Origin of the sequence: Nitratireductor luteus, from assembly GCF_026162365.1 — a bacterium.
Classification (GTDB): Bacteria; Pseudomonadota; Alphaproteobacteria; order Rhizobiales; family Rhizobiaceae; genus Chelativorans; species Chelativorans luteus.
Map to the genome: position 1 here is coordinate 15,163 of NZ_JAOANW010000019.1, position 18,594 is coordinate 33,756.

Below are 18,594 nucleotides of genomic sequence, written 5' to 3' on the forward strand. Positions count from 1 at the left end.
GATCCGGCGCCGTTTTCAAAATCGCCCCGTCCCGTTCAAGGCGGCACTGCACCGGGCGCTGGTTTGAAGCATGCGTCCCAGGCCGCTCGCGATCAGATCTTCACCAGCATGGCCGTGGCGTACATGAACGCCACGCCGAAGGCAGCCCCGGACAGGACAGGCCACGAGGACAGGGCCGCGAAGCCACGCCCGTCGGACTTCATGAGGTAGGCGGTGACCTCGACGACGACCTGAAGGATGGCGCCAGCGCCGATCGCCAGCGCCAGCGCCGACCATTGCGGCGCATAGGCGAGGCTTCCGATCCAAAGCCCGAGCACCGCCGGGCCACCGGCGAGCAGCGTCAGTGCCCCGAAAATCCATAAGGCAGGGCGTGCCTTCAGCATCGGGGCGGCAATCCCGATGCCCTCCGTGATGTTGTGGATGGTGAAGCCGAGCACCAGGAAGGTACCGAGACCTGCCGCCCCCGACGCGAAGGCCGCGCCGATGGCAAGGCCCTCGCCGAGATTGTGCAGGCCGATGCCAAGGGCGATGAATGTCGCGAGCGCCAGCCCGGCTGGTGTGCCGTCGCGGCGGCCGATCGCCATGAGCAGCAGAAAGCTTGCCGCAGCCGCCAGAACAACCATCACCTGGCCCTGGAAGATGGCCGCGGCTTCGTCCGCAAGCTCGAATGCCTCCCCTCCGGCGTCGATCATCAGGAAGACCAGCAGCCCCACCGTCATGGCGAGAAGGAAGTTCATGCCGCTGTGCCCGATGCCGCGCAACGCCGGATAGAACATGAGCCCGATCGCTACGGGAACGATGCCGACAAAGGCGCCCAGGAGAGCCTGACTGACGAGGCTTCCTGTGGTGGGCACCGGCGTCCGCACGGCGACCGGGATCTCGTGTTCGAACGTTGCACCTGTATTGGTGATGATCTTCACCGCGTGCGCTTCACCCTGAACCCAGGGATAGGGCAGACGAATCCAGGCGGTCTCGCCACGCGCGAGCGGTCCCGAAGGGTCCTGCGTGAACTGCCAGTAGGCCTCGTCGACCAGCACCTGGGCGATGGTCATCGGTTCCGAGCCGCCGGCGCGGACGAGTACGTCGATGCCATCCGACGACAGGACCGTCCGCTCGAATGTCAGGTTCTCCACCGGCGGCGCGCCGTTGTCGAAGGAGCGCAAAGGATCGGCCGCGAGGAGCCAAGCTACGGCAAGTGCCAACACGGCGAGCGGCAAGACAAGCCAGACGAGGGACGAGCGAGATCGCGGCGTTTTACCAGAAGCGGATTGGACGCTTGAGAGCGGGCGAGCCTCGTTCATACCACCGCCTCCCGCACATCGAAGAAGCTCATCCAACCGAGCTCGGCAAACTCGGACTGGTGCGCATGGAACATGTAGAGCCCCGGCTCGTGGTTCTTGAAGGAGAACTCGAGAATGCCGCGCTGGGCCTGGCACTGCATGACGGTGTCGACGGTGCGAAGCGTCGGCGTCAGCGTCGTACCGTGATCGTAGTAGTCGAAGAAGTTGGCATGCAGGTGGAGCGAGTTGATCGGGTCGAACTCGACTGCATTGACGAGATAGACGCGCACCGGCTTGTCGCGCCGGATGGGGATCGGCCGCTTCATGTAGGTGTGTGCGACGGTATTCACCGCATAGACTTCGTTCTCGTCGTCGAAGTTGGTGTCGAAGGCGTTCATCACCATCGCAAGTTCCTGCCACTCCGCGTTCTCCGGGGTGCCGAAAAGGCGGGAGCGAGCAATATCGGTATGATCCGGGTGGAGCGCAGGATCGGGATCGACCACGAACAGGCCGTAGAGACCCTTGTGGATGTGCCGCTTCAGGGGCAGCGCGTGGCAATGGTAGAAGTGGCAGCCGAAGGGCTTGGCGTCGAATTCGTAGACGAATTCTTCCCCAGGATTGACAACGCCTGCCCCCGGAATCCCGTCCATGCGCGCCGAATGGATGCCGTGGAAGTGGATCGAGTGAGGGTGGGAGCCGAAGTTGCGGAAGACGATCTTCAGCCTTTCGCCCTCGGTTGCCCTGAGCGCCGGACCCGGGACCCTACCGTTATAGGTCCAGGCCGGGAACATCACGCCCGGGGCGATCTCGATCTCCTTGTCGACCGCCTCGATCTCGAATGTCCGCAGGGTGCGGCCGTCGTGCATGCGGGAGACGGTTCCCGTGTTCCAATCGGTCAGCATCTTCGCCGTGTCGAAGCCGTTTCGCTCTTCGTCGACTTCCCCCACGGTCATCATCGCGCCATGGCTGGAGCCATGGCCGGCACCACTCATCTTGCCACGCCCGTTGGCGCCGGCATCTTCGGCTCGCGCAGGTTGCCGTGCGGCGCCTGCGGCGGCCATGGCGGATCCGCCGGCTGCCGCAACTCCCGCGCCGAGGAGGCTGCGTCTGCTCAGTCTTGCACGGAGCCAATCGGAGATTTCGAGCATGTACACTTCCTGCAAATGAGAATGAGTTGCAATTATTATCACGTAAGAGACAGACCTTCAACAGCGACGCCTCATCGTCCTGATCTCACCTGCCCAGGTCCAGTCGATGACCTGCGGACCGCAGTAGTGGCTGTCGGCCCGGATCAGGATCGAGGTGTTCGGCCAATTGCTGCGGATCGCCCGCACGAGGTGGCGCAGGTGGGCGCGGACCTCGATGCCGCTGGGCCGCTTGGCCGGCCGCAGCACCGCACCGACGAACCGGCCCGCGCCATCGAACACTACGATCGGCTGAAAGCCGTATTCGTCGTGATGGGCATTGAAGAGGCGCAGCTGCTGGCCGCCGTGCACGGCATCAAACGTGTCGTCGATGTCGAGCACGATCCGCTTCGGCACTTGTCTGAACGAGGTGCAGTAAAGGTCGACCGCCGCCCGGCCCATGGCAACCAGGTTCCGCACGCCGGGCAGGTTCTCCAGCCGGCACATCGTGGATTGCGACGCCAGGTCCCGACCCGACGGGAGTGCATCCTGAGCCATCTTGAAGATCGGGTCAGAACGCAGCCGGTTGGCGTCGTTACCATCCTCATAACCGGCGGCAATCATCTTCATGCGGAAGCCGATCATGTCGGACAGGCTGTGGACGATCTGGTCCGGGCACCGCGGATCGTCGATGCAGCGCGCCAAGCGCTCGGCCACACCCAGCCGCTTTTCGACCTCGGCCAGAGCTAGAACGCCGCCGTTGGACGACAGCATGCCGCCGTCGAAGCAACACCTGGAGATGTTGTCAACAAGTGGCTACGCTTGCTGTATCGCCTGGACGAAGCACCTCGAGGAAAACGGCTACACCGCCGAAGTCGAACATCTGCCCATTGCTGACCTGATGCAGGAGAAGATCAAGGCTGGCTTGAAGCCGGATCTGACGGCTTGTCACACGGCCAGGATCGAAGGCTATGTAATCGAAGGTCATGTGCCCGCGCGCGAAATTAACCCTCTGCTGGCCGAGCGGCCCAACGCGATCGGGCAGGCCGTCCCCGGCATGCCCTATGGATCGCCCGGTATGGGCGAGCCCGGACCGGATGCCGAGCCGTATGACGTCCTGCTGGTTCACCGCGACGGATCAACCGAGGTCTTTGCCAACTATCCCGACTGGCGGAACTAAAACGCGATGTCACCGTTCGAAGCCGTTTCTGCCACGGTCGTACTTGCTTACATGGCACTGTTCCTGATCCTAACCGTGTGGGCCAGCCGGGCGTCGGGGCGATCGGTCTGGCTCTTCGGCAAAGGATCGGAGAGACAAGGGCTTCCGGCCTTGCTGTTTCGGATTTCGTTCGTCGGCGCGGTGATCTACGTCACGGCAGCTCTGTCCGCATATGCCGTGACTGCTGATCCGATTCACGATGCGCTTGACGGCCAGGTGGGCAATCTTTTCGGATCTTTGCTCGTTTTGGCTGGGGCCGCATTGGCGCTGTATTCACAGGCCTATATGGGACAGTCTTGGCGAATCGGGGCCGCATCCGGGGAACCGGGCCGGATCGTGAGGATAGGGCGGTTCGCCTTCTCCCGCAATCCCGTCTTCGTCGGCCAGGTGATGCTCTTCATCGGCCACGGCTGACATTAGGGGAACTGTGGTCGTTCATGAAGCGTGGCGGGAAAGACTGGACCGGGCTCAAATGGTGATCCGTTGCAGGAATCACGAAGGTCTGGTTTATCCTAACGTACGATCCTGCCCCCTACCGGAATCGACCCCATACAGGGAACAGCTGCGTGTCTGCATATGGGAACACCGGTGCCGCTCGGCCGCGCACCCCGGTGCCACAGAAAGATTCCGATGATAGCCATGACGATGGCGATAAGCCAAAAACAGCCCCTCCGACCAGCCAACTGGCGAGACCGGCGAAGCTGATTGCCGCCGTTGCGACAAGCACCAGCGCGCCGCAACACACGACCTTTGCTGACAGCAACTCAGATCTATCCGTGCGAAGGTTCCATTTCTTCCTCCTATCCGGCGCAGCAGGAAAGCTTCGCCACATCCTTGGCGAAGCCCTGCGCGGCGAGTTTCAGCCCTTCGACCGTGGTGAGATAGGGAAAGATTGTCTCGCCCAATCCCCGGGTCGTCATGCCGTGCGTGACGGCCAGCACCACCGTCTGGATGCTGTCTGCGCCCTCGGGCGCAAGGATCTGGCCCCCAAGCAACCTGTCGGTCCTGGCATCGGCAACCAGCTTGATGAGCCCGCGCGTGTCGCGGGTAACCAGCGCCCGCGGAACCTGGTCGAGCGGGACGATCGAGGTCTTGGTCGTAAAGCCTGCGGCCTGAGCCGCCCGCTCGGTCAAGCCGACACCGGCCACCTGCGGATCGGTGAACGTCACCCACGGCATGGCCGCGTTATCATAGACGAGGCTGTCGCCGTTCAGCGCGTTTTTCGCCGCGAGCTTGGCGCCGTAGGCCGCCATGTAGACGAACTGGTCACGGCCGGTCACGTCGCCGGCAGCATAGACTCCGGGCTTCGAGGTGCGCATCCGCTCGTCGACGACGATGCCGCCATTGCCGGACAGCCGCACGCCCGCCTCCGCAAGCCCCAGACTATCGGTGTTCGGAGTCCTGCCAGTGGTCAGAAGAACTTGCTCGGCGGGAATCACTTCCTCCGCCCCGTCGATGACAATCGTCAGCTCGACACCGCGATCCGTCTGCGCGATCATGCGATAGGCAAGGCCGGAGCGGACGGTAATGCCCTCGTCGCAGAGATAGCCGGTCAGGGCCTTAGAAACCTCAGGCTCTGCCTCCGGCAGCAGGCGGCGACGGGTAACAAGCGTCACCTCCACCCCCGCACGGGCAAACATCTGCGCCAGCTCGCAGCCGATATAGCCGCCGCCGATCACCAGCAGCGAACGCGGCAATTCGGTTAATTCGAGCGCGGGCGTGCTGGTGAGGTAAGAAATGTCCGCCACGCCGGGAATATCCGGCAAGGCCGGCGAAGCGCCGGTCGTGATGATAATCTTGTCGGCCGGGATCGTGGCGCCGTTCACGAACACGCCCTGTTCGTTCAGGCGCGCAGGACCCTCCAGATAGGCAATCCCATTGTACTCGGGCAACAGGTCGACATACTTCTTCTGCCGCAGGATTGCGACCAGATCATCCTTGGCTCCGATCAGTTGGGCCCAGTCAACGACGTTAGCTTCGCCGGCAAGGCCGGGAAAACGCTGCGCAGCGCGCGCGCCGTGCAGCGCCTCGGCGGCGCGGATCATCGCCTTTGACGGAACGCAACCGACATTGACGCAGGTGCCGCCGATTGTGCCGTGGCCAATGAGCGCGACCTGCGCGCCCATCTCAGCGGCTGTGATCGCGGCCGAGAAACCCGCGGAACCGGCGCCGATCACCGCCAGGTCATAGCGGCAATTACTTTTCGGCTTGCAGCAGTCGGACATGAAAAATCTCCAAATGATTTCTGGTATCGACACGTGGCGAAGTCCCCACAGCAGGTAGCCGACTGCAGCAACGATCATGATGAGAACAGGTACTGGGCCGTAGACCGCTGTTGTGAGCGCGCCCACGCCGATCACGCCTACGGCGACCAGCAGGAGCAGCGCCAAACAACACGGTGCTACTTCAGGGCGCCAACCAGTCCGAAGCCAAGCATGGACCGGTGATGCACGGGTTCAATTCCCGATCGCCTTGGCTGGGTAGCCAGCATTGGTGGAAGCAGCGGCTATGGCCGCAACCGTCGTGGCCGAGGGGTCGTAGAGAACCGTTGCCGACTTGGCCTCGAAATCTACCTTGACCGATTTCACTCCCGCAACACCTTCCATGGCCAAGCGTACCGTGATCGGACACGACGCGCACGTCATGTTATCGATGGCGAAGGTCTGCGTCATTTCTGCCACGGCAACTGCTTTTGACGTCGATTGGGCGGAAGCGGAGGTGACGAGCGGCAACGCAATCATTGCGCTCGTCCCGAGAGCAAGTGCGGCGAAGATAGCTTTCGGCAAGTGTTTCACGTGTTCTCTCCTATTCTAATAGAACAGCGGTGCCCACCAGCCGATCGTGATGGCGAGCACGATGATGACCGTCGCGATCCAGAGCGCGGCCTTGGTGATGATGGCGGAGCGCGGACGGGCGCAGTAGGAACCGGGTTCGCAAACGGTCTTGGGCTTAAAATAGACTTGCCAGAAGCCAAGCCCGAGCGGCACGAGTGTCGCGGCCACTACATAGGGCTTATAGGGTTCGAGCATTGTCAGGTTGCCGATCCATGCGCCGGAGATGCCGAGCATCACCAGGAGCAGGGGGACTACGCAACAGGCCGATGCCAGGAAGGCGCCGATAACGCTCAGCGCTGCGAGCCCGCCCTCGCGCCGAACCGGACCGTCGCCCGCTTCCGAAGAATTCAATGTCTCGCTACCGGTTTCGTTCATCGCAACCATCCTCGATTTTTTGTGAAATCAAGATAAGCTCTGTAGCCGGTACAGGCTCAAGAGGTATCTTTGCCATGAATTCTCGATTTTCCTCCAAGGGACTGCAGCGCCACCAATTGGCCCGCGCGACCGGCTGCCACTTGGAGACCATCCGCTATTACGAAAAGATCGGCCTTATGCCCGACCCGCCGCGCAGCGCCAGCGGTTATCGCATCTATGACGAAACCGACGTCCGCCGCCTGCGCTTTATCCTGCGCAGCCGGGAACTTGGCTTTGACATCGATGGTATCCGCGGCTTGCTGGACCTCGTCGATCGTAAGTGCCAGACCTGCGCCGAGATCCAGGAACGGACAAAACCGCATCTGGCGGAAATCAGGGCCAAGATCTCCGACCTCCGGCGCATCGAGCGGCTCTTGGCCCGGACCATGGCGCAATGCTCGGGCGAAGATGTGCCGGAATGCCCGATCCTCGATGCGCTCGCCGCATGACTGCAAGTGCCGCTGCCCTACGTTGCTGTCGGCGTAGCTGGGATCATCGGTTGAGTAGCCCATTCAACGACAGCGGCAGAACACCTAGAGGTGTCTTTCACCCCTACCGGAACCGGCCCCAGGTCGCGGCAAGACTTGGCCGTGGTTTTCATCGGTATACCCCCCCGGAACATGAGGCCAACGCCTACTATCAGGCGCAGCGCCGCGCCACCCGGGCACGCGTTCGTGGCGAGAAAGCCGAATTCTATCACTGGGCCAAGGTCGCCGCCGAAATCGCCCGCATCTCTCTGCAGGCGGAAATGGACATCGACATGGTGACGGCGCTTGTCGCCGAGGAAGAGCGACGCAGCGGTTGACGTGCGGGTGTGCGTGCCGCTTGCGCGCCGCACCCGGCAAGGGAGGCTTCGCCGCGACTGACACACCGGTCCGTCCCCGCAAATCTGCCGGGTTGCCCGCCGCGCCCTTGCCCGTCTTGCTCTTCGCGGCATGCCGATCCTCGTCCCGGAAAGACCGGGAGCGGGAATCGGTTAAGAGGAGCGCGCGAAGGCACAGGCGAGATATGGAAAAAGCAGACCTGGAAGAGCTGAGAGGAAAGGTCCCCTGCAGCGCCGTGCTGGAGCAGGCGGGGTTCGCGCTCGATCTCAAGGAGAGCAGCCGCAAGGCGATGAAGTATCGCCGCGCAGCGAGATCATCATCATCATCCATGACGGCAAGGGCCGGTTGGATCCCTTGTCGGATGCAAAGGGCGACGACTTCTCTTTGGTGGAACACCTCAACGGCGTTCCTTTTGCCGCCGCGCTGTATGTCGTCGCCGAACTGGTCGGCTTTACGCCGTCCGAGCCGGTCTGGACACGCAAGGCCAGAGACCGCGCGCCTGACCTGACGATCATGGAACGCTGGCGGGTCCGGCGTAAACCCTGGCCTGGCTCTGCAACATGGCGTTATCTGCACGATACGCGCCACGTTCCCGAAGGGGTCATCCGGAAAGCCATTGCCGCGAACGTCCTGCGCGAAGGCCCGAAGGGCAGCATGTGGGCCGGCCATACACACTTGCCGGCGTGCCGCAACGCACGCGAGCCCGGTGACTGCCACGGGTCGCGATAGGCGAGCACGCCGCTGCCGTCCAGCTCCGCCAGGCCGATGGTGACGTCGAAATCATACCCGACGTGGGTCGAGAACTGGTTGGAGAGTAGACTGAGGCTGACGGTCGTCGCGTCGGGAAATCGCGACGTGTGGAAGATCGTGGGCTCCGCGGCGGCCGTGGTCGTTGCCAACAATGCGCCGACGATCAGGGAATGCGCATGCATGGCCATCTGAATTTTCAGGCGCGAAGAATAGCACGGATTACGGCCAGCGTTGAGTCGAAGGTCAATAGATCGTGCAAGCCGGCTACCGCCTGCCGGCGTCCGCAGATGCCGTTGCCCTTCGCCCCCAGTCGGCGGGCAAGGAGGATCCGAAGCGCGGCGGGCTTTCGCATCTGCGGCAACGCCTCGCCGATTTGCAGGCAGAGGCAGTGCAGCCTACCCTCGTTTCGATTACGTCGGTGATCAAGGACGACTTTCGTCATCATCGCGTTGATGCACTTGGGGATCTTCCTGCTGGTCGCGGCCACCAACCTCACCAACGCCGAGCACAGTTGTCGCCGCAGTGGCGTTGGATGTTCCGGCAGACAGCCACACGCCCTATGACCGACGAAGCACGTCCTGCCATTCCGGATGGCGGCCGATCTGCGCCTTTGCGAATGGACAGAGCGGCATGATGGCGACGCCGTCGCGGCGGGCATCCTCGACCGCCTGTCTCACCAGTCGCTCACCAACCTTGCGGCCACGCAAGGCCGCCGGAACTTCGGTATGGTCGATGATGATCAACCCCTTACCGGCTCGGCTATAGGTCATCTCTGCTTCGACACCATCGATGGTCAGTCGATAGCGCCCTTTCGATGCTCCATCCTCCCGCTGGACGTTTTCGTCGCCGGCCGAAGGCGCATCCTTCGCCAGCGCCGCGTCCGGGCGGCGGACCTTGCGTGGTTGTCCATGCGCACATTCCAGAAGATCGCGGTCCCATCCGCTCAGAGCGGCGGCCGCCTCGTAGGTCGAGACGAGGAAAGCCATCAGAGCTTCGTCGGGATCGGCCGCCGACTGCACGGCATGGTAGGGGAGGATGAATTCAGACAGGTCCTCATGCCAGAACGCGGCATCGGGCCGGACCATTGCTGCCCGGTAACCGTTCGGCGCCGGATAGGCGTAGGCGTAGAAGGCAGGATAGTCGATGCCCCCGCCGCCCGGCCAGAAGCCCGCCGACGAGACCTCGCGGTCATAAGCCTCCTGCGCCACGTCGTCCGGCAAGGCGGGAATACCGCCGGGGTGGAGCGGCGCGCGCCGTCCCGAAAAGCGGGTAATCGCCAGGTCGAAGCTGCCCCAGAACAGATGAACGGGACTGGATTTGCCGAGAAAGGAGGTGCGGAACCGATTGAAGACCTTGTCGGCCGCCATCAACGCCTGATGGAAGCGATGAATGGCGTCGCGGTCATAGGGCCGGTCGCGGTGATCTTCGGCGAAGGGTACTGGGATGGGGACTTCGTTCGGTTGTCCGTTGAACGTCGGCGTGCCGCCGAGCTCCGAAATCAACTGCACGAAGCTGGCGTGGAACGCCGCGACGGTCATCGGCTCGAGTGCGAACGACAGCTTGCGCCCGTTGCCGCAGGTGCCCACGACCATGTGCCCTCGAAGATCGAACAGGATCTCGATGCCCGGGCCGTCGGGGATCGGCGACGATGCCAGACCGTTCGGCGTGACATAGAAGGTCGCGTTCCACGAATGGTTCAGCCACGGTGTATGAGCCAGCCGGTATTTGCCCGCGATCTGCAGGTAGAGATGCAAAGCTGAACAAGTCTCACGCCAGCTAAGGTAGTCAAGGTGGGGCCACTTGTTGCTCATTTCGCTTTTTCTCCATCCAGCATCTGCTCTGTACGGGCATCGGTCATTTGGTCTTGGGTCGCTTAAGTTGTGTCCGGGCTCCATCAGCACCTTTCAATCCGGAAGGGGGATGTGCTCATCCCGGTCGTCGATTGGCAAATCGAAGCGCCCCTTGCCCCAATTTTCGGCGCGCCATTCGGCCTTGGCCTCTTCGATGCGCTCCGGAGACGAGGCGACAAAGTTCCACCAGATGTAACGCGGTCCGCTGAAAGTGGCGCCGCCGAGAATCATCAACCGCGCGCCTTGGTCGCCTGCTGCGACCGTGATCCTGTCGCCGGGGCGAAACACCATCATCTGAGGCGCCTCGAAAGTCTGTCCGGCGATCGAGACGGAACCTTCAACGATATAGATGCCTCTGTCCTCGTGCTCGTCCGGCATGGGCAGCCGGCTTCCCGGTTCGAGCTTAACATCGGCGTAGAACGTCTCCGAGAACATGGTCGCTGGCGCTACCTTGCCGTAGGCGTTTCCAAGAATAAGCCGAACCGAGACACCGCGGTCCTCGAGCATGGGCAGCACGTCCTTGCCGTGATGTTCGAAGGTGGGCGCCATATCCTCATGGGTGTCGGGCAGGGCCAGCCATGTCTGGATCCCGAACAGGCTGTTTGGCCCGCTTCGGGCGGCCGTGGTGGTGCGCTCAGAGTGGGTAACGCCACGCCCGGCGACCATCCAATTCAGCGCGCCAGGACGTATTATCTGGTCGGCGCCGGTGCTGTCCCGGTGGTGAAAGTCACCACGATAAAGGTAAGTGACGGTGCCGAGCCCGACATGAGGGTGTGGACGGACGTCGATGCCCTGTCCCGTCAGCAATTCGGCCGGCCCTGCCTGATCGAAAAAGATGAAAGGACCCACCATCTGCCGCTTCGGCGCCGGCAGGGCGCGCCGGACCTCGAAGCCTCCAAGGTCGCGCGTTCGCGGAACGATGAGGGTCTCGATCGCGTCGATGCCAACCTCATCGGGACAGCCGGGTTCGATTGCCGGGTTCCAACTCATGCGCGCCATCCTCTCCTGGGCTTTCGGACTGTCTAAACTGGCAGGCCACCGTCTACCGAACTAGCCCCGTAATACGTCAAGCTGTGTCGCAGCAAGTGGAACGTGCGGGCCATGTCGCCGAAGCAGTGCCTCCGTCAAGCGAAGGTCCTAGACGAGGCTTCGTGCCGTTCGTGTCCTAGCGGTCGAAACCCCAAAGATCCGGGTTCCGTTTGAAATGCTCAGTCAGCATCTCGGTGAGCACGCGCACTTTCCGCGTGGGATACTGACCCGGCGGACGGACGACATACGCACCTGCTGCCGGTACCGGATAGCGTGTCATGATCGGAACGAGCGCGCCGGAGGCCACATAGTCATGTATGATGCAATCGGGGAGCCAGGCGATGCCGAGGCCTGCGGCCGCCGCGGCCGCAAGTGCCATAGCGTTGTCGGCCTTGAATCTGCCCTGCGGCTGAACCGTAACAACCTTGCGACCATCCATGAATTGCCAGGTTTCCGTTCCCTGCATGAGGGCCTGATGGGTGACTAGGTTGTCTGGCGTCTCAGGTGAGCCGTGCGCTTCGATATAATCCGGGCTTGCGACAAGCTTGCCATGGAACGGCCCGACGCGCTTCGCGATCAGGTTGGAGTCCTGAAGGTAGCCAGCCCGGATCGCGCAATCGAACCCTTCGGCGATGAGATCGACGAAACGATCACTGTAGGAGGTATGGATGTGGAGCTTCGGGTGTTGGCGCGCCATTTCCGCGAGCACCGGGGCGAAGTGGGTCGGGCCGAAAGTAAGCGGCATGGCAATCCGCAGGCGGCCGCGAAGGTCGCCGGTCGGGAGGATCGTTTCCCTGGCAGTGTCGATCTCGGCGCTGGCCCGGGCCGCATGATCCCTGAACGTGGTTCCCGCTTCCGTGAGCGCGGCGCCGCGGGTCGTTCGTGCAAGAAGCTGGACACCGAGTTCCGCTTCAATCCGGACAAGCCTCCGGCTGACAATTGATTTGGAGACTCCGAGCCGGCGCGCGGCGGCCGAGACACCCCCGGTATCGGCCACCGCGACGAATGTCTGCAGATCTTCAATGTCCATTCTGACGTTCCCCATTTCGCGACACAGATAGCCGCAATATGGCCTCAAAAATGGGAACGGCAAATTACAGCCAGGCGACGTCGCCGCTGGCGGACGCCTACCGAAAAACCCGATGCCGCTTACATCAGCAGGAAAGGAAGTCGTAATGACCTTTCGCAATGGCCTTGATTCGCTTCTTCGGCCCGAAGACTCGGTCCTCGTTCTGATCGACCACCAGCCCTACCAGCTGGCGAACCTGAACAGCCACGATCCCCACATGGTGGTCAACAACTCGGTGGCCCTGGCGAAAGCCGCCAAGGCGTTCGGCGTCCCCACAACCCTGACGAGCGTGATCGCAGATCGCGGTGGTCTCATCTTTCCGCAGATCACCGATGTGTTTTCAGGACAGGAGGTGATCGACCGGACGTTTATCAACACCTGGCAGGACCAGAAGGTTGTGGACGCGGTCAAGGCCACCGGGCGCAAGCAACTCATCATCGCCGGCCTTTGGACCGAGGTATGCGTCGCGATGCCGACGATCCAGGCACTCGGCGAAGGCTGGGACGTGACGGTCGTCACCGATGCGTCCGGCGGCACTTCGGTTGAGGCCCACGAGGTCGCGATCCAGCGCATGATCGGGGCCGGCGCGAACATGATGACCTGGCTGTCGGTGGCATCCGAATGGCAGCGCGACTGGGCCCGGACCGAGCACGCCACCGAGCTTGCAGAGTTGCTCGTGCAGCATGCCGGCGCCAGCGGCATCGCGTTCCTGTGGGAGCAACAACTCCTCAACACGCCGCTTCCACGCGCCGCAGAGTGATCTGAGCTGGGATGGCGAGCGATGCATCGCGAAAGCCAAGGTTGATCGAGCCTCGTCATCCCCATCCTGCGACACAGTCCGACATGCCTCGCGCATGAGATCAGAAAGACGTGTTGATGGCTGAAGCGAGCCTTGGGCAGGTGATCGGACCTGCGGTCGTCCTGATGGGGGCGGCGGTTGTCGCCGTGCCAGTGTTCCGGCGGATCGGGCTTGGATCGGTCCTGGGCTATTTCGCCGCCGGTCTTGTGGTCGGGCCATCGATGCTGAGCCTGATCACCGATGCCCAGTCCATTCTTCATTTCTCCGAACTCGGGGTTGTGATGTTCCTGTTCGTAATCGGATTGGAACTGCGCCCTCAAAAACTATGGGCGATGCGTGGCCAGATCTTCGGACTTGGCTTTGTTCAGGTGGCCGGTGCGACGGTCGCCCTGGCGCTCGCAGGCGCGGCGATCTTCGGCTTTTCCGCTCCGGTCGCTTTCATTGCCGGGGCGGGCTTCGTTCTTTCCTCGACCGCCGTCATCACGTCGGTGCTGCAGGACCGGGGCGAGCTTTCGAGTGCGGAAGGCCAGAAGTCGGTCGCGATCCTGCTGTTCGAGGATTTGATGATCGTGCCATTGCTGGCGGTGGTCGCCTTCCTGTCGCCACTCTCGCACGGGCATGCCGGATGGACCGACGTCGTGCTGGCGGCAGCTGCGCTGGTGGCGCTACTGGGGGTGTCGCGCTGGGCACTGAATCCCTTCTTCGCCCTGCTGGCGCGCGCACGAACGCGAGAGGTGCTGACGGCCGGCGCGTTGCTGGTGGTCCTCGGCGCGGCGCTCCTGATGGACGCGGCCGGCCTGTCGATGGCCATGGGCGCATTCCTCGCCGGCGTGATGCTGTCGAGCTCAAGTTACCGCTACCAGATCGAGAGCGGCATCGAACCGTTTCGTGGCCTGCTCATGGGACTGTTCTTCCTCGCCGTCGGCATGTCACTTGATCTTTCCGTCGTCGCGGCCGAATGGTGGCTTCTGCTGTCCATGCTGGCTGCGTTCATGGTCGCGAAGGGCACCGTGGTCTTTGCGGTGGCGCGCCTGTTCGGCGGATCCAACCATCAGGCCGTGCACCGGACGTCCATGTTCCTGCAGGGCGGAGAGTTCGCCTTCGTGCTCTATGCCGCAGCGACGTCGGGCGGCGTGATCGATGCGCGGGAAAATGCGTTGTTCGTCACCGTCGTCATCCTGTCCATGGCGATGACACCGCTGTTCATGCTGGCGGCCGACCGGCTCTTGCGTGCCGAAGCGTCAATGGACGGCGTCGATGTCGCGCGCAATCTGAAGGGGCGGGTACTCCTCATCGGCTTCGGTCGCTTCGGCCAGATCGCCTCGCAACTTGTGCTGTCCAGGGGCGTCGACCTTTCCGTCATCGACCGGGACCCCGACCGGATCCGCTATGCAGGCCGATATGGGTTCAAAGTCTTTTTCGGCGACGGCGTCCGGCTGGGCGTCCTGCGCCATTCCGGCGCGGGAGAAGCGGATGCAATCATGGTCTGCATCGACGACCCGAAGGTCGCGATGCACATCGTGGAACTGGCGCAGCACGAGTTTCCGCAGGCCAGACTGCTGGTGCGAAGCTACGATCGCGGACATGCCGTGGAGCTGATCCGTTCGGGTGTCGACTATCAGATCCGCGAGACGGTCGAATCCGCTTACCGGATGGGGGCGGAAGGGCTTCGTGCGTTGGGTTTCGCCGAGGTCGATGTCGAGGAGGCAACCGAAGACATCCGTCAGCGCGATACCGAACGCCTTTCCGAGCAGGTGCAGGGCGGTGTCATGTCGGGGCGGGACCGGCTGTTCACCCAGCCCATCCCGGAGCCGCTGATCGGAACAACGGCGCTGAAATAGGCAAGCATCCAAAAAGGGCCGCTGGAGCGTCCACGATGTCCAAGAAGGAGAACATACTATGGGCTTTGTCACCACCGACGACGATGTACAGATTTTCTACAAGGACTGGGTCCCAAGGACGCTCAGCCAATTGTTTTTCACCATGGCTGGCCGCTCAGTTCCGATGACTGGGACGCGCAGATGCTTTTCTTCCTGTCGAAGGGCTATCGTGTCGTCGCGCATGACCGGCGCGGCCACGGACGCTCGGAGCAGGTCGCCGGGGGTCACGACATTGACCATTACGCGGCCGACGCGTTTGCCGTCGCCAAGGCGCTGGACCTGAAGAATGCGGTTCACATCGGCCATTCCACCGGTGGCGGCGAAGTTGCGCGGTATGTGGCGCGACATGGCGAACCTGCGGGCCGGGTGACCAAAGCCGTCCTCGTCGCCGCCATTCCGCCGCTGATGCTGCGGACCGAGGACAACCGCGAGGGTACACCAATGGAGGTTTTCGACGGCTTTCGGACAGCGCTGGCCAGCAACCGTGCACAGTTCTTCCGCGACGTCCCGTCGGGCCCGTTCTACGGCTTCAACCGTGAGGGCGCGGCGGTCTATGAAGGCGTGATCCAGAACTGGTGGCGGCAGGGCATGATCGGTAGCGCCAAGGCGCATTACGACGGATCAAGGCCTTCTCGGAAACGGACCAGACCGAGGACCTCAAGGCGATCACCGTGCCGACGTTGGTGCTGCACGGTGAGGATGACCAGGTCGTCCCGATCGCCGCCTCGGCTTTGAAGGCGGTCAAGCTGCTGCCGAACGGCATGCGGAAGACCTATCCCGGTTTCTCGCACGGGATGCTGACAGTGAACGCTGATGTGCTGAACGCCGACCTTTTAAAGTTTGTCACCAACTGAGGTGCCTGCGGGACCGGGCGCCAGGCTCTGTCCCACAGTTCAACTCGCGCCATCACGAGCCCGCGAACCCGAACGCGTCCTGCATCTCGCAGCGTCTCAGAAACCTTGCCCCGGGGATAAGCTGCAATCTCAGGGCCGGGGGTTGCCATTGCCGATGCACCGCTGGAACGCTCGCCAGGGCAGGATGGCGACATCTTCGCCGGCAACGTCTTCGACCAGCGTCACGGCGGGCCGGTGACGTTCGGTTTCGGGCGCTACGGTCCGACCCAAACCTTGGAGGAGACTATGGCCGTGCACGACACGATGGTGATCCTGGAAGGAAAGATCACTGTCTCTGACGAACACGGATCGGTGAGACGGCAGGTCCCGGGGAGATCATCGCCATGCAGAAGGGCGATAAGGTGACGATCCGTTCCCACGAGGATGGGTCGTGACGGCTTACGTCATCCACCCTCATTGGCAACAGCCGGACGCTTGATCGCACCAGGACGCGGCGGGGGCACCTCATGGTTCCAACAGCGTCGGGATGGCTTTTTATCGGCCGAAAGCTACCGTCGATATTTGTCAGTTTGAATGTCCGCTCAGGTAGCTTGTCGTCCACAAGCCGTCAGCCTCCTAGCAGCCCCATTTCGGTCTTTTGAATCACACCGGTTCCGATGGTTACTCCTGGCGCAGCTTGGACGTCCCTCTATAAAATCAGGCGCATTGACCTGATGCTGGGAGCGGAGGCCGTCCACCACATCAGGTCGGCTCTTCTCGCTTCTTCCAGGGGCGAAGAAGCTATGATCGCAATGCTCCATGATGATCCGGTACTGCTGTGGACCCGAGAATTCCATCAGATTGTCGAACAGCACCTGTCGTTTGCTTGGTGCATCATACGGGTATAGCGGATGCGGCAATTGCACATCATACTCAACGGCGTAAGCTGACGTTTCGTCGATGACGACGCGCCCACTTAGTCCGCGATTTATGTCGCCGAGAAATTTTGGTTGCGTACTGCAGGAAGGTCGGCGGGATTTTGTCGTCGAACATAGTTGACCTATGGGTTTTCTTGGAGCTTGACCCGGAAACCTGGATAGGCGAAGGCCGTGCTGATGGCCTCGCAGTCCTGTTCGGAGATGCCTTCGCGGCGGGCGGTTTCGTACCAGTTCGCTTTGACCTGTTTTTCCATCGAGTCGATGATCGCTGTGGCTTCTTCGGGCTTGAGGTGAAAGCGGGCACATTGCGAAAGCATGTTATCTGCGTTTGCATAACGTCCCATGTCACCGCAGATCATGGCAAGGTCGCGGCGTTCCTGGCTGACCGGCATCGAAGGTGTCAGGTCGTAAGCCGGTGAAAGCTTCCAGTCTTTGTCCTGCGCGATGGCGGCATGGTTGCGCGGGTGGTCGTCGGTGTTCGAGATCAGCGCGTTGAAAACCATCCGTTTGAACAGTTCGGCAGCATCGGCTTTCGGCTGTGCGCTGATGCGGCGGAGTTCTTCTGCCAACAGCACATAGGACCAGCGATCACGGTGCTGGTGCGTATCCTCGGTGCGCAGGATCGTCAGGCCGCTCATCATGCGGGCGCGGCGGTAGCCCTCGTCCGTGCGTTCCCGGTCGAAGCGCTTGACCAGCAGAACGTCACGGTCTCCCACGGTGACGATGCGGCTTTGTGCTGTTTGAACATCACATGCCCGCGCAAGTTCCAGCATTGCATGCTCGACGCGCGCATAATTCCATCTGTCGTCAGGCCGGTTGAATTTTGCGATCCAGAGACCGTCATCGTCTTCGACCACCGCCTTGGGGCGGGCGCCGCCCATCGAGGTGCCGACGAGCATAAGGTCTTCGACCTGTCCGGCTTCCGGGCCGTCCGGCACGTCCTCATTGGCGATGATCGCGTCGGCCAGCCCGATCAGTTTTTCCAGATCAAGTGTCTTGTTGAATTTTCTCTGCGGCGCTGGCGGCTTCGGGCCGAGGCCGAACCCGAGCGCGCCCGCGCGGTCGTCCGGCGCGTAGAGCAAATAGTCGATCTCGCCGAGTTGTGGCAGGCCCGCGTGTTTTTCGATGACGCAGCGCCCCCAATAGTCCGGTCCGGCATCGCGCAGCGCGCCAAACACGCCTTTCAGGGCTGCGGTCTGATAGGTCGTGCCTGCAAGCTTGAGTTCTATCGGGTCAATCGGAACAGCATCCGGATTGTCCAGGTAGCTTTTGCCATAGACGAAGCGGCCGACGGGAACGCCTGCCCGGTCCGGTTCGAGGACGAAGCGGCCTGCCGTCACGAATGTATGCGTGCCGGGCAGCATGATGTAGACAAAACATTCGGTTGCCCCGGCCTTAGAAGTCATTGTCCAGCCCCTTGCCTGTGCGGGCGCGTTCGCGGCCTGCCAGCCGGTCGAGCGCGAGTCCTTCGCTGTCGGTCTGCGGATCGGCAAGCTCGTGGAACGGGCGCAGCAAGTCATAGGCCCAGAGCAAGGCGGTATAGACCGCCATGCCGGTGGCCAGTTTCCCCTTTTCCGCATCCATAACGGCGCGCGGGCCAGTGCCGATCTTCTCGGCGGCCTGCTCGATTGTCATGTTGCGGCGGAGCCTCGCCGTACGAAGGTTTTTGCCCAGGCGTTTGATCGCCTGTTCGACCTCGTAGGGGGGAGCATCCAGAAGTAGGTTCTTTCTCGGCATGCTTTATAAAGCCT

The 18,594-nt window shown here is 62.3% G+C and carries 19 protein-coding genes and 3 pseudogenes; 10 read left to right on the forward strand and 12 right to left on the reverse strand.

From position 1 onward, the window contains the following. Positions 1-92: 92 nt before the first annotated feature. The 3 genes and pseudogenes from N1058_RS21690 to N1058_RS21700 all read right to left on the reverse strand — a co-directional run. Positions 93-1,301, reverse strand: a complete 1,209-nt coding sequence (locus tag N1058_RS21690) for a ZIP family metal transporter (RefSeq protein WP_265519694.1) — start codon at positions 1,299-1,301, stop codon at positions 93-95. After that, on the reverse strand, positions 1,298-2,428 hold the full coding sequence (locus N1058_RS21695; protein WP_265519695.1) for a multicopper oxidase domain-containing protein: 1,131 nt from the start codon (positions 2,426-2,428) through the stop codon (positions 1,298-1,300). The genes N1058_RS21690 and N1058_RS21695 overlap by 4 nt, the downstream gene beginning before the upstream one ends. A gap of 99 nt (positions 2,429-2,527) precedes the next feature. Next, positions 2,528-3,190, reverse strand: a pseudogene (locus N1058_RS21700) (IS1380 family transposase); the annotation flags it as partial. Between N1058_RS21700 and N1058_RS21705 the strand changes: the two are divergent. Next, positions 3,177-3,584 carry a DUF411 domain-containing protein gene (locus N1058_RS21705; protein WP_265519696.1) on the forward strand — a complete coding sequence of 136 codons (408 nt, stop codon included), beginning with the start codon at positions 3,177-3,179 and terminating at the stop codon, positions 3,582-3,584. The pseudogene N1058_RS21700 and the gene N1058_RS21705 sit on opposite strands and share 14 nt — an antisense overlap. A gap of 6 nt (positions 3,585-3,590) precedes the next feature. Further along, the gene (locus N1058_RS21710) at positions 3,591-4,037 is read left to right on the forward strand and encodes a hypothetical protein (protein ID WP_265519697.1); all 447 of its coding nucleotides are present in this window, start codon (positions 3,591-3,593) and stop codon (positions 4,035-4,037) included. Positions 4,038-4,423: 386 nt separating this feature from the next. Here N1058_RS21710 and merA read toward each other — a convergent pair whose 3' ends face one another. The 3 genes from merA to N1058_RS21725 form a co-directional block, all read right to left on the reverse strand. Further along, positions 4,424-5,926 carry a mercury(II) reductase gene (gene merA, locus N1058_RS21715; protein ID WP_338040723.1) on the reverse strand — a complete coding sequence of 501 codons (1,503 nt, stop codon included), beginning with the start codon at positions 5,924-5,926 and terminating at the stop codon, positions 4,424-4,426. Positions 5,927-6,079: 153 nt separating this feature from the next. After that, entirely contained in the window at positions 6,080-6,418 is a 339-nt protein-coding gene (locus tag N1058_RS21720; RefSeq protein ID WP_265519698.1) for a heavy-metal-associated domain-containing protein, read from the reverse strand. 15 nt (positions 6,419-6,433) lie between these two features. Then, positions 6,434-6,832: a mercuric transporter MerT family protein gene (locus N1058_RS21725; protein WP_265519699.1), complete on the reverse strand. Its 399-nt coding sequence runs from the start codon at positions 6,830-6,832 to the stop codon at positions 6,434-6,436. Between the two features lie 74 nt (positions 6,833-6,906). Here N1058_RS21725 and N1058_RS21730 point away from each other — a divergent pair, with 74 nt between their 5' ends. The 4 genes from N1058_RS21730 (at position 6,907) to N1058_RS21745 (ending at position 8,637) form a co-directional block, all read left to right on the forward strand. Further along, on the forward strand, positions 6,907-7,320 hold the full coding sequence (locus N1058_RS21730) for a MerR family transcriptional regulator (RefSeq protein WP_265519700.1): 414 nt from the start codon (positions 6,907-6,909) through the stop codon (positions 7,318-7,320). A gap of 50 nt (positions 7,321-7,370) precedes the next feature. Further along, positions 7,371-7,676 (forward strand): hypothetical protein, encoded by a 306-nt coding sequence (locus N1058_RS21735; RefSeq protein WP_265519701.1) that lies wholly within the window; start codon positions 7,371-7,373, stop codon positions 7,674-7,676. Between the two features lie 373 nt (positions 7,677-8,049). Beyond that, positions 8,050-8,424 carry a DUF3991 domain-containing protein gene (locus tag N1058_RS24180; protein ID WP_338040719.1) on the forward strand — a complete coding sequence of 125 codons (375 nt, stop codon included), beginning with the start codon at positions 8,050-8,052 and terminating at the stop codon, positions 8,422-8,424. A 78-nt stretch (positions 8,425-8,502) separates the two neighbouring features. Continuing rightward, positions 8,503-8,637: a hypothetical protein gene (locus N1058_RS21745; RefSeq protein ID WP_265519702.1), complete on the forward strand. Its 135-nt coding sequence runs from the start codon at positions 8,503-8,505 to the stop codon at positions 8,635-8,637. A 4-nt stretch (positions 8,638-8,641) separates the two neighbouring features. On the opposite strand, the gene N1058_RS21750 is transcribed toward N1058_RS21745, so the two are convergent. The 4 genes from N1058_RS21750 to N1058_RS21765 all read right to left on the reverse strand — a co-directional run bounded on the left by N1058_RS21750 (position 8,642) and on the right by N1058_RS21765 (position 12,354). Continuing rightward, complete coding sequence (locus N1058_RS21750) at positions 8,642-8,932, reverse strand: hypothetical protein (protein WP_265519703.1); 291 nt, start codon at positions 8,930-8,932, stop codon at positions 8,642-8,644. Positions 8,933-9,002: 70 nt separating this feature from the next. Then, on the reverse strand, positions 9,003-10,256 hold the full coding sequence (locus N1058_RS21755; RefSeq protein ID WP_265519704.1) for a DUF5996 family protein: 1,254 nt from the start codon (positions 10,254-10,256) through the stop codon (positions 9,003-9,005). 93 nt (positions 10,257-10,349) lie between these two features. Then, positions 10,350-11,285 (reverse strand): pirin family protein, encoded by a 936-nt coding sequence (locus N1058_RS21760; protein WP_265519705.1) that lies wholly within the window; start codon positions 11,283-11,285, stop codon positions 10,350-10,352. 175 nt (positions 11,286-11,460) lie between these two features. Next, a complete protein-coding gene (locus N1058_RS21765; RefSeq protein WP_265519758.1) occupies positions 11,461-12,354 on the reverse strand; it encodes a LysR family transcriptional regulator in 894 nt (297 codons plus the stop codon). Positions 12,355-12,499: 145 nt separating this feature from the next. Between N1058_RS21765 and N1058_RS21770 the strand changes: the two genes are divergently transcribed. From N1058_RS21770 to N1058_RS21785, 4 genes and pseudogenes are all read left to right on the forward strand, one after another. Next, complete coding sequence (locus N1058_RS21770; protein WP_265519706.1) at positions 12,500-13,153, forward strand: hydrolase; 654 nt, start codon at positions 12,500-12,502, stop codon at positions 13,151-13,153. 116 nt (positions 13,154-13,269) lie between these two features. Next, entirely contained in the window at positions 13,270-15,033 is a 1,764-nt protein-coding gene (locus tag N1058_RS21775) for a monovalent cation:proton antiporter-2 (CPA2) family protein (protein ID WP_265519707.1), read from the forward strand. Between the two features lie 58 nt (positions 15,034-15,091). After that, a pseudogene (locus tag N1058_RS21780) lies at positions 15,092-15,926 on the forward strand (alpha/beta fold hydrolase). 126 nt (positions 15,927-16,052) lie between these two features. Then, positions 16,053-16,404 (forward strand): annotated as a pseudogene (locus tag N1058_RS21785) (ethanolamine utilization protein). 561 nt (positions 16,405-16,965) lie between these two features. On the opposite strand, the gene N1058_RS21790 reads toward N1058_RS21785, so the two are convergent. Next, positions 16,966-18,249 (reverse strand): type II toxin-antitoxin system HipA family toxin, encoded by a 1,284-nt coding sequence (locus N1058_RS21790; protein ID WP_265519708.1) that lies wholly within the window; start codon positions 18,247-18,249, stop codon positions 16,966-16,968. Then, positions 18,239-18,580, reverse strand: a complete 342-nt coding sequence (locus N1058_RS21795) for a helix-turn-helix domain-containing protein (protein ID WP_265519709.1) — start codon at positions 18,578-18,580, stop codon at positions 18,239-18,241. The genes N1058_RS21790 and N1058_RS21795 overlap by 11 nt, the downstream gene beginning before the upstream one ends. Positions 18,581-18,594: the final 14 nt, after the last annotated feature.

Excerpts from the sequence above, each read along its gene's own strand:
- N1058_RS21760 (WP_265519705.1), bottom strand. The coding sequence starts at position 11,285 with ATGAGTTGGAACCCGGCAATCGAACCCGGCTGTCCCGATGAGGTTGGC.
- N1058_RS21730 (WP_265519700.1), top strand. The coding sequence starts at position 6,907 with ATGAATTCTCGATTTTCCTCCAAGGGACTGCAGCGCCACCAATTGGCC.
- N1058_RS21705 (WP_265519696.1), top strand. The coding sequence starts at position 3,177 with ATGCCGCCGTCGAAGCAACACCTGGAGATGTTGTCAACAAGTGGCTAC.
- N1058_RS21695 (WP_265519695.1), bottom strand. The coding sequence starts at position 2,428 with ATGCTCGAAATCTCCGATTGGCTCCGTGCAAGACTGAGCAGACGCAGC.
- merA (WP_338040723.1), bottom strand. The coding sequence starts at position 5,926 with ATGATCGTTGCTGCAGTCGGCTACCTGCTGTGGGGACTTCGCCACGTG.
- N1058_RS21710 (WP_265519697.1), top strand. The coding sequence starts at position 3,591 with ATGTCACCGTTCGAAGCCGTTTCTGCCACGGTCGTACTTGCTTACATG.
- N1058_RS21775 (WP_265519707.1), top strand. The coding sequence starts at position 13,270 with ATGGCTGAAGCGAGCCTTGGGCAGGTGATCGGACCTGCGGTCGTCCTG.
- N1058_RS21725 (WP_265519699.1), bottom strand. The coding sequence starts at position 6,832 with ATGAACGAAACCGGTAGCGAGACATTGAATTCTTCGGAAGCGGGCGAC.
- N1058_RS21690 (WP_265519694.1), bottom strand. The coding sequence starts at position 1,301 with ATGAACGAGGCTCGCCCGCTCTCAAGCGTCCAATCCGCTTCTGGTAAA.
- N1058_RS21795 (WP_265519709.1), bottom strand. The coding sequence starts at position 18,580 with ATGCCGAGAAAGAACCTACTTCTGGATGCTCCCCCCTACGAGGTCGAA.
- N1058_RS21755 (WP_265519704.1), bottom strand. The coding sequence starts at position 10,256 with ATGAGCAACAAGTGGCCCCACCTTGACTACCTTAGCTGGCGTGAGACT.
- N1058_RS21770 (WP_265519706.1), top strand. The coding sequence starts at position 12,500 with ATGACCTTTCGCAATGGCCTTGATTCGCTTCTTCGGCCCGAAGACTCG.
- N1058_RS21765 (WP_265519758.1), bottom strand. The coding sequence starts at position 12,354 with ATGGACATTGAAGATCTGCAGACATTCGTCGCGGTGGCCGATACCGGG.
- N1058_RS21790 (WP_265519708.1), bottom strand. The coding sequence starts at position 18,249 with ATGACTTCTAAGGCCGGGGCAACCGAATGTTTTGTCTACATCATGCTG.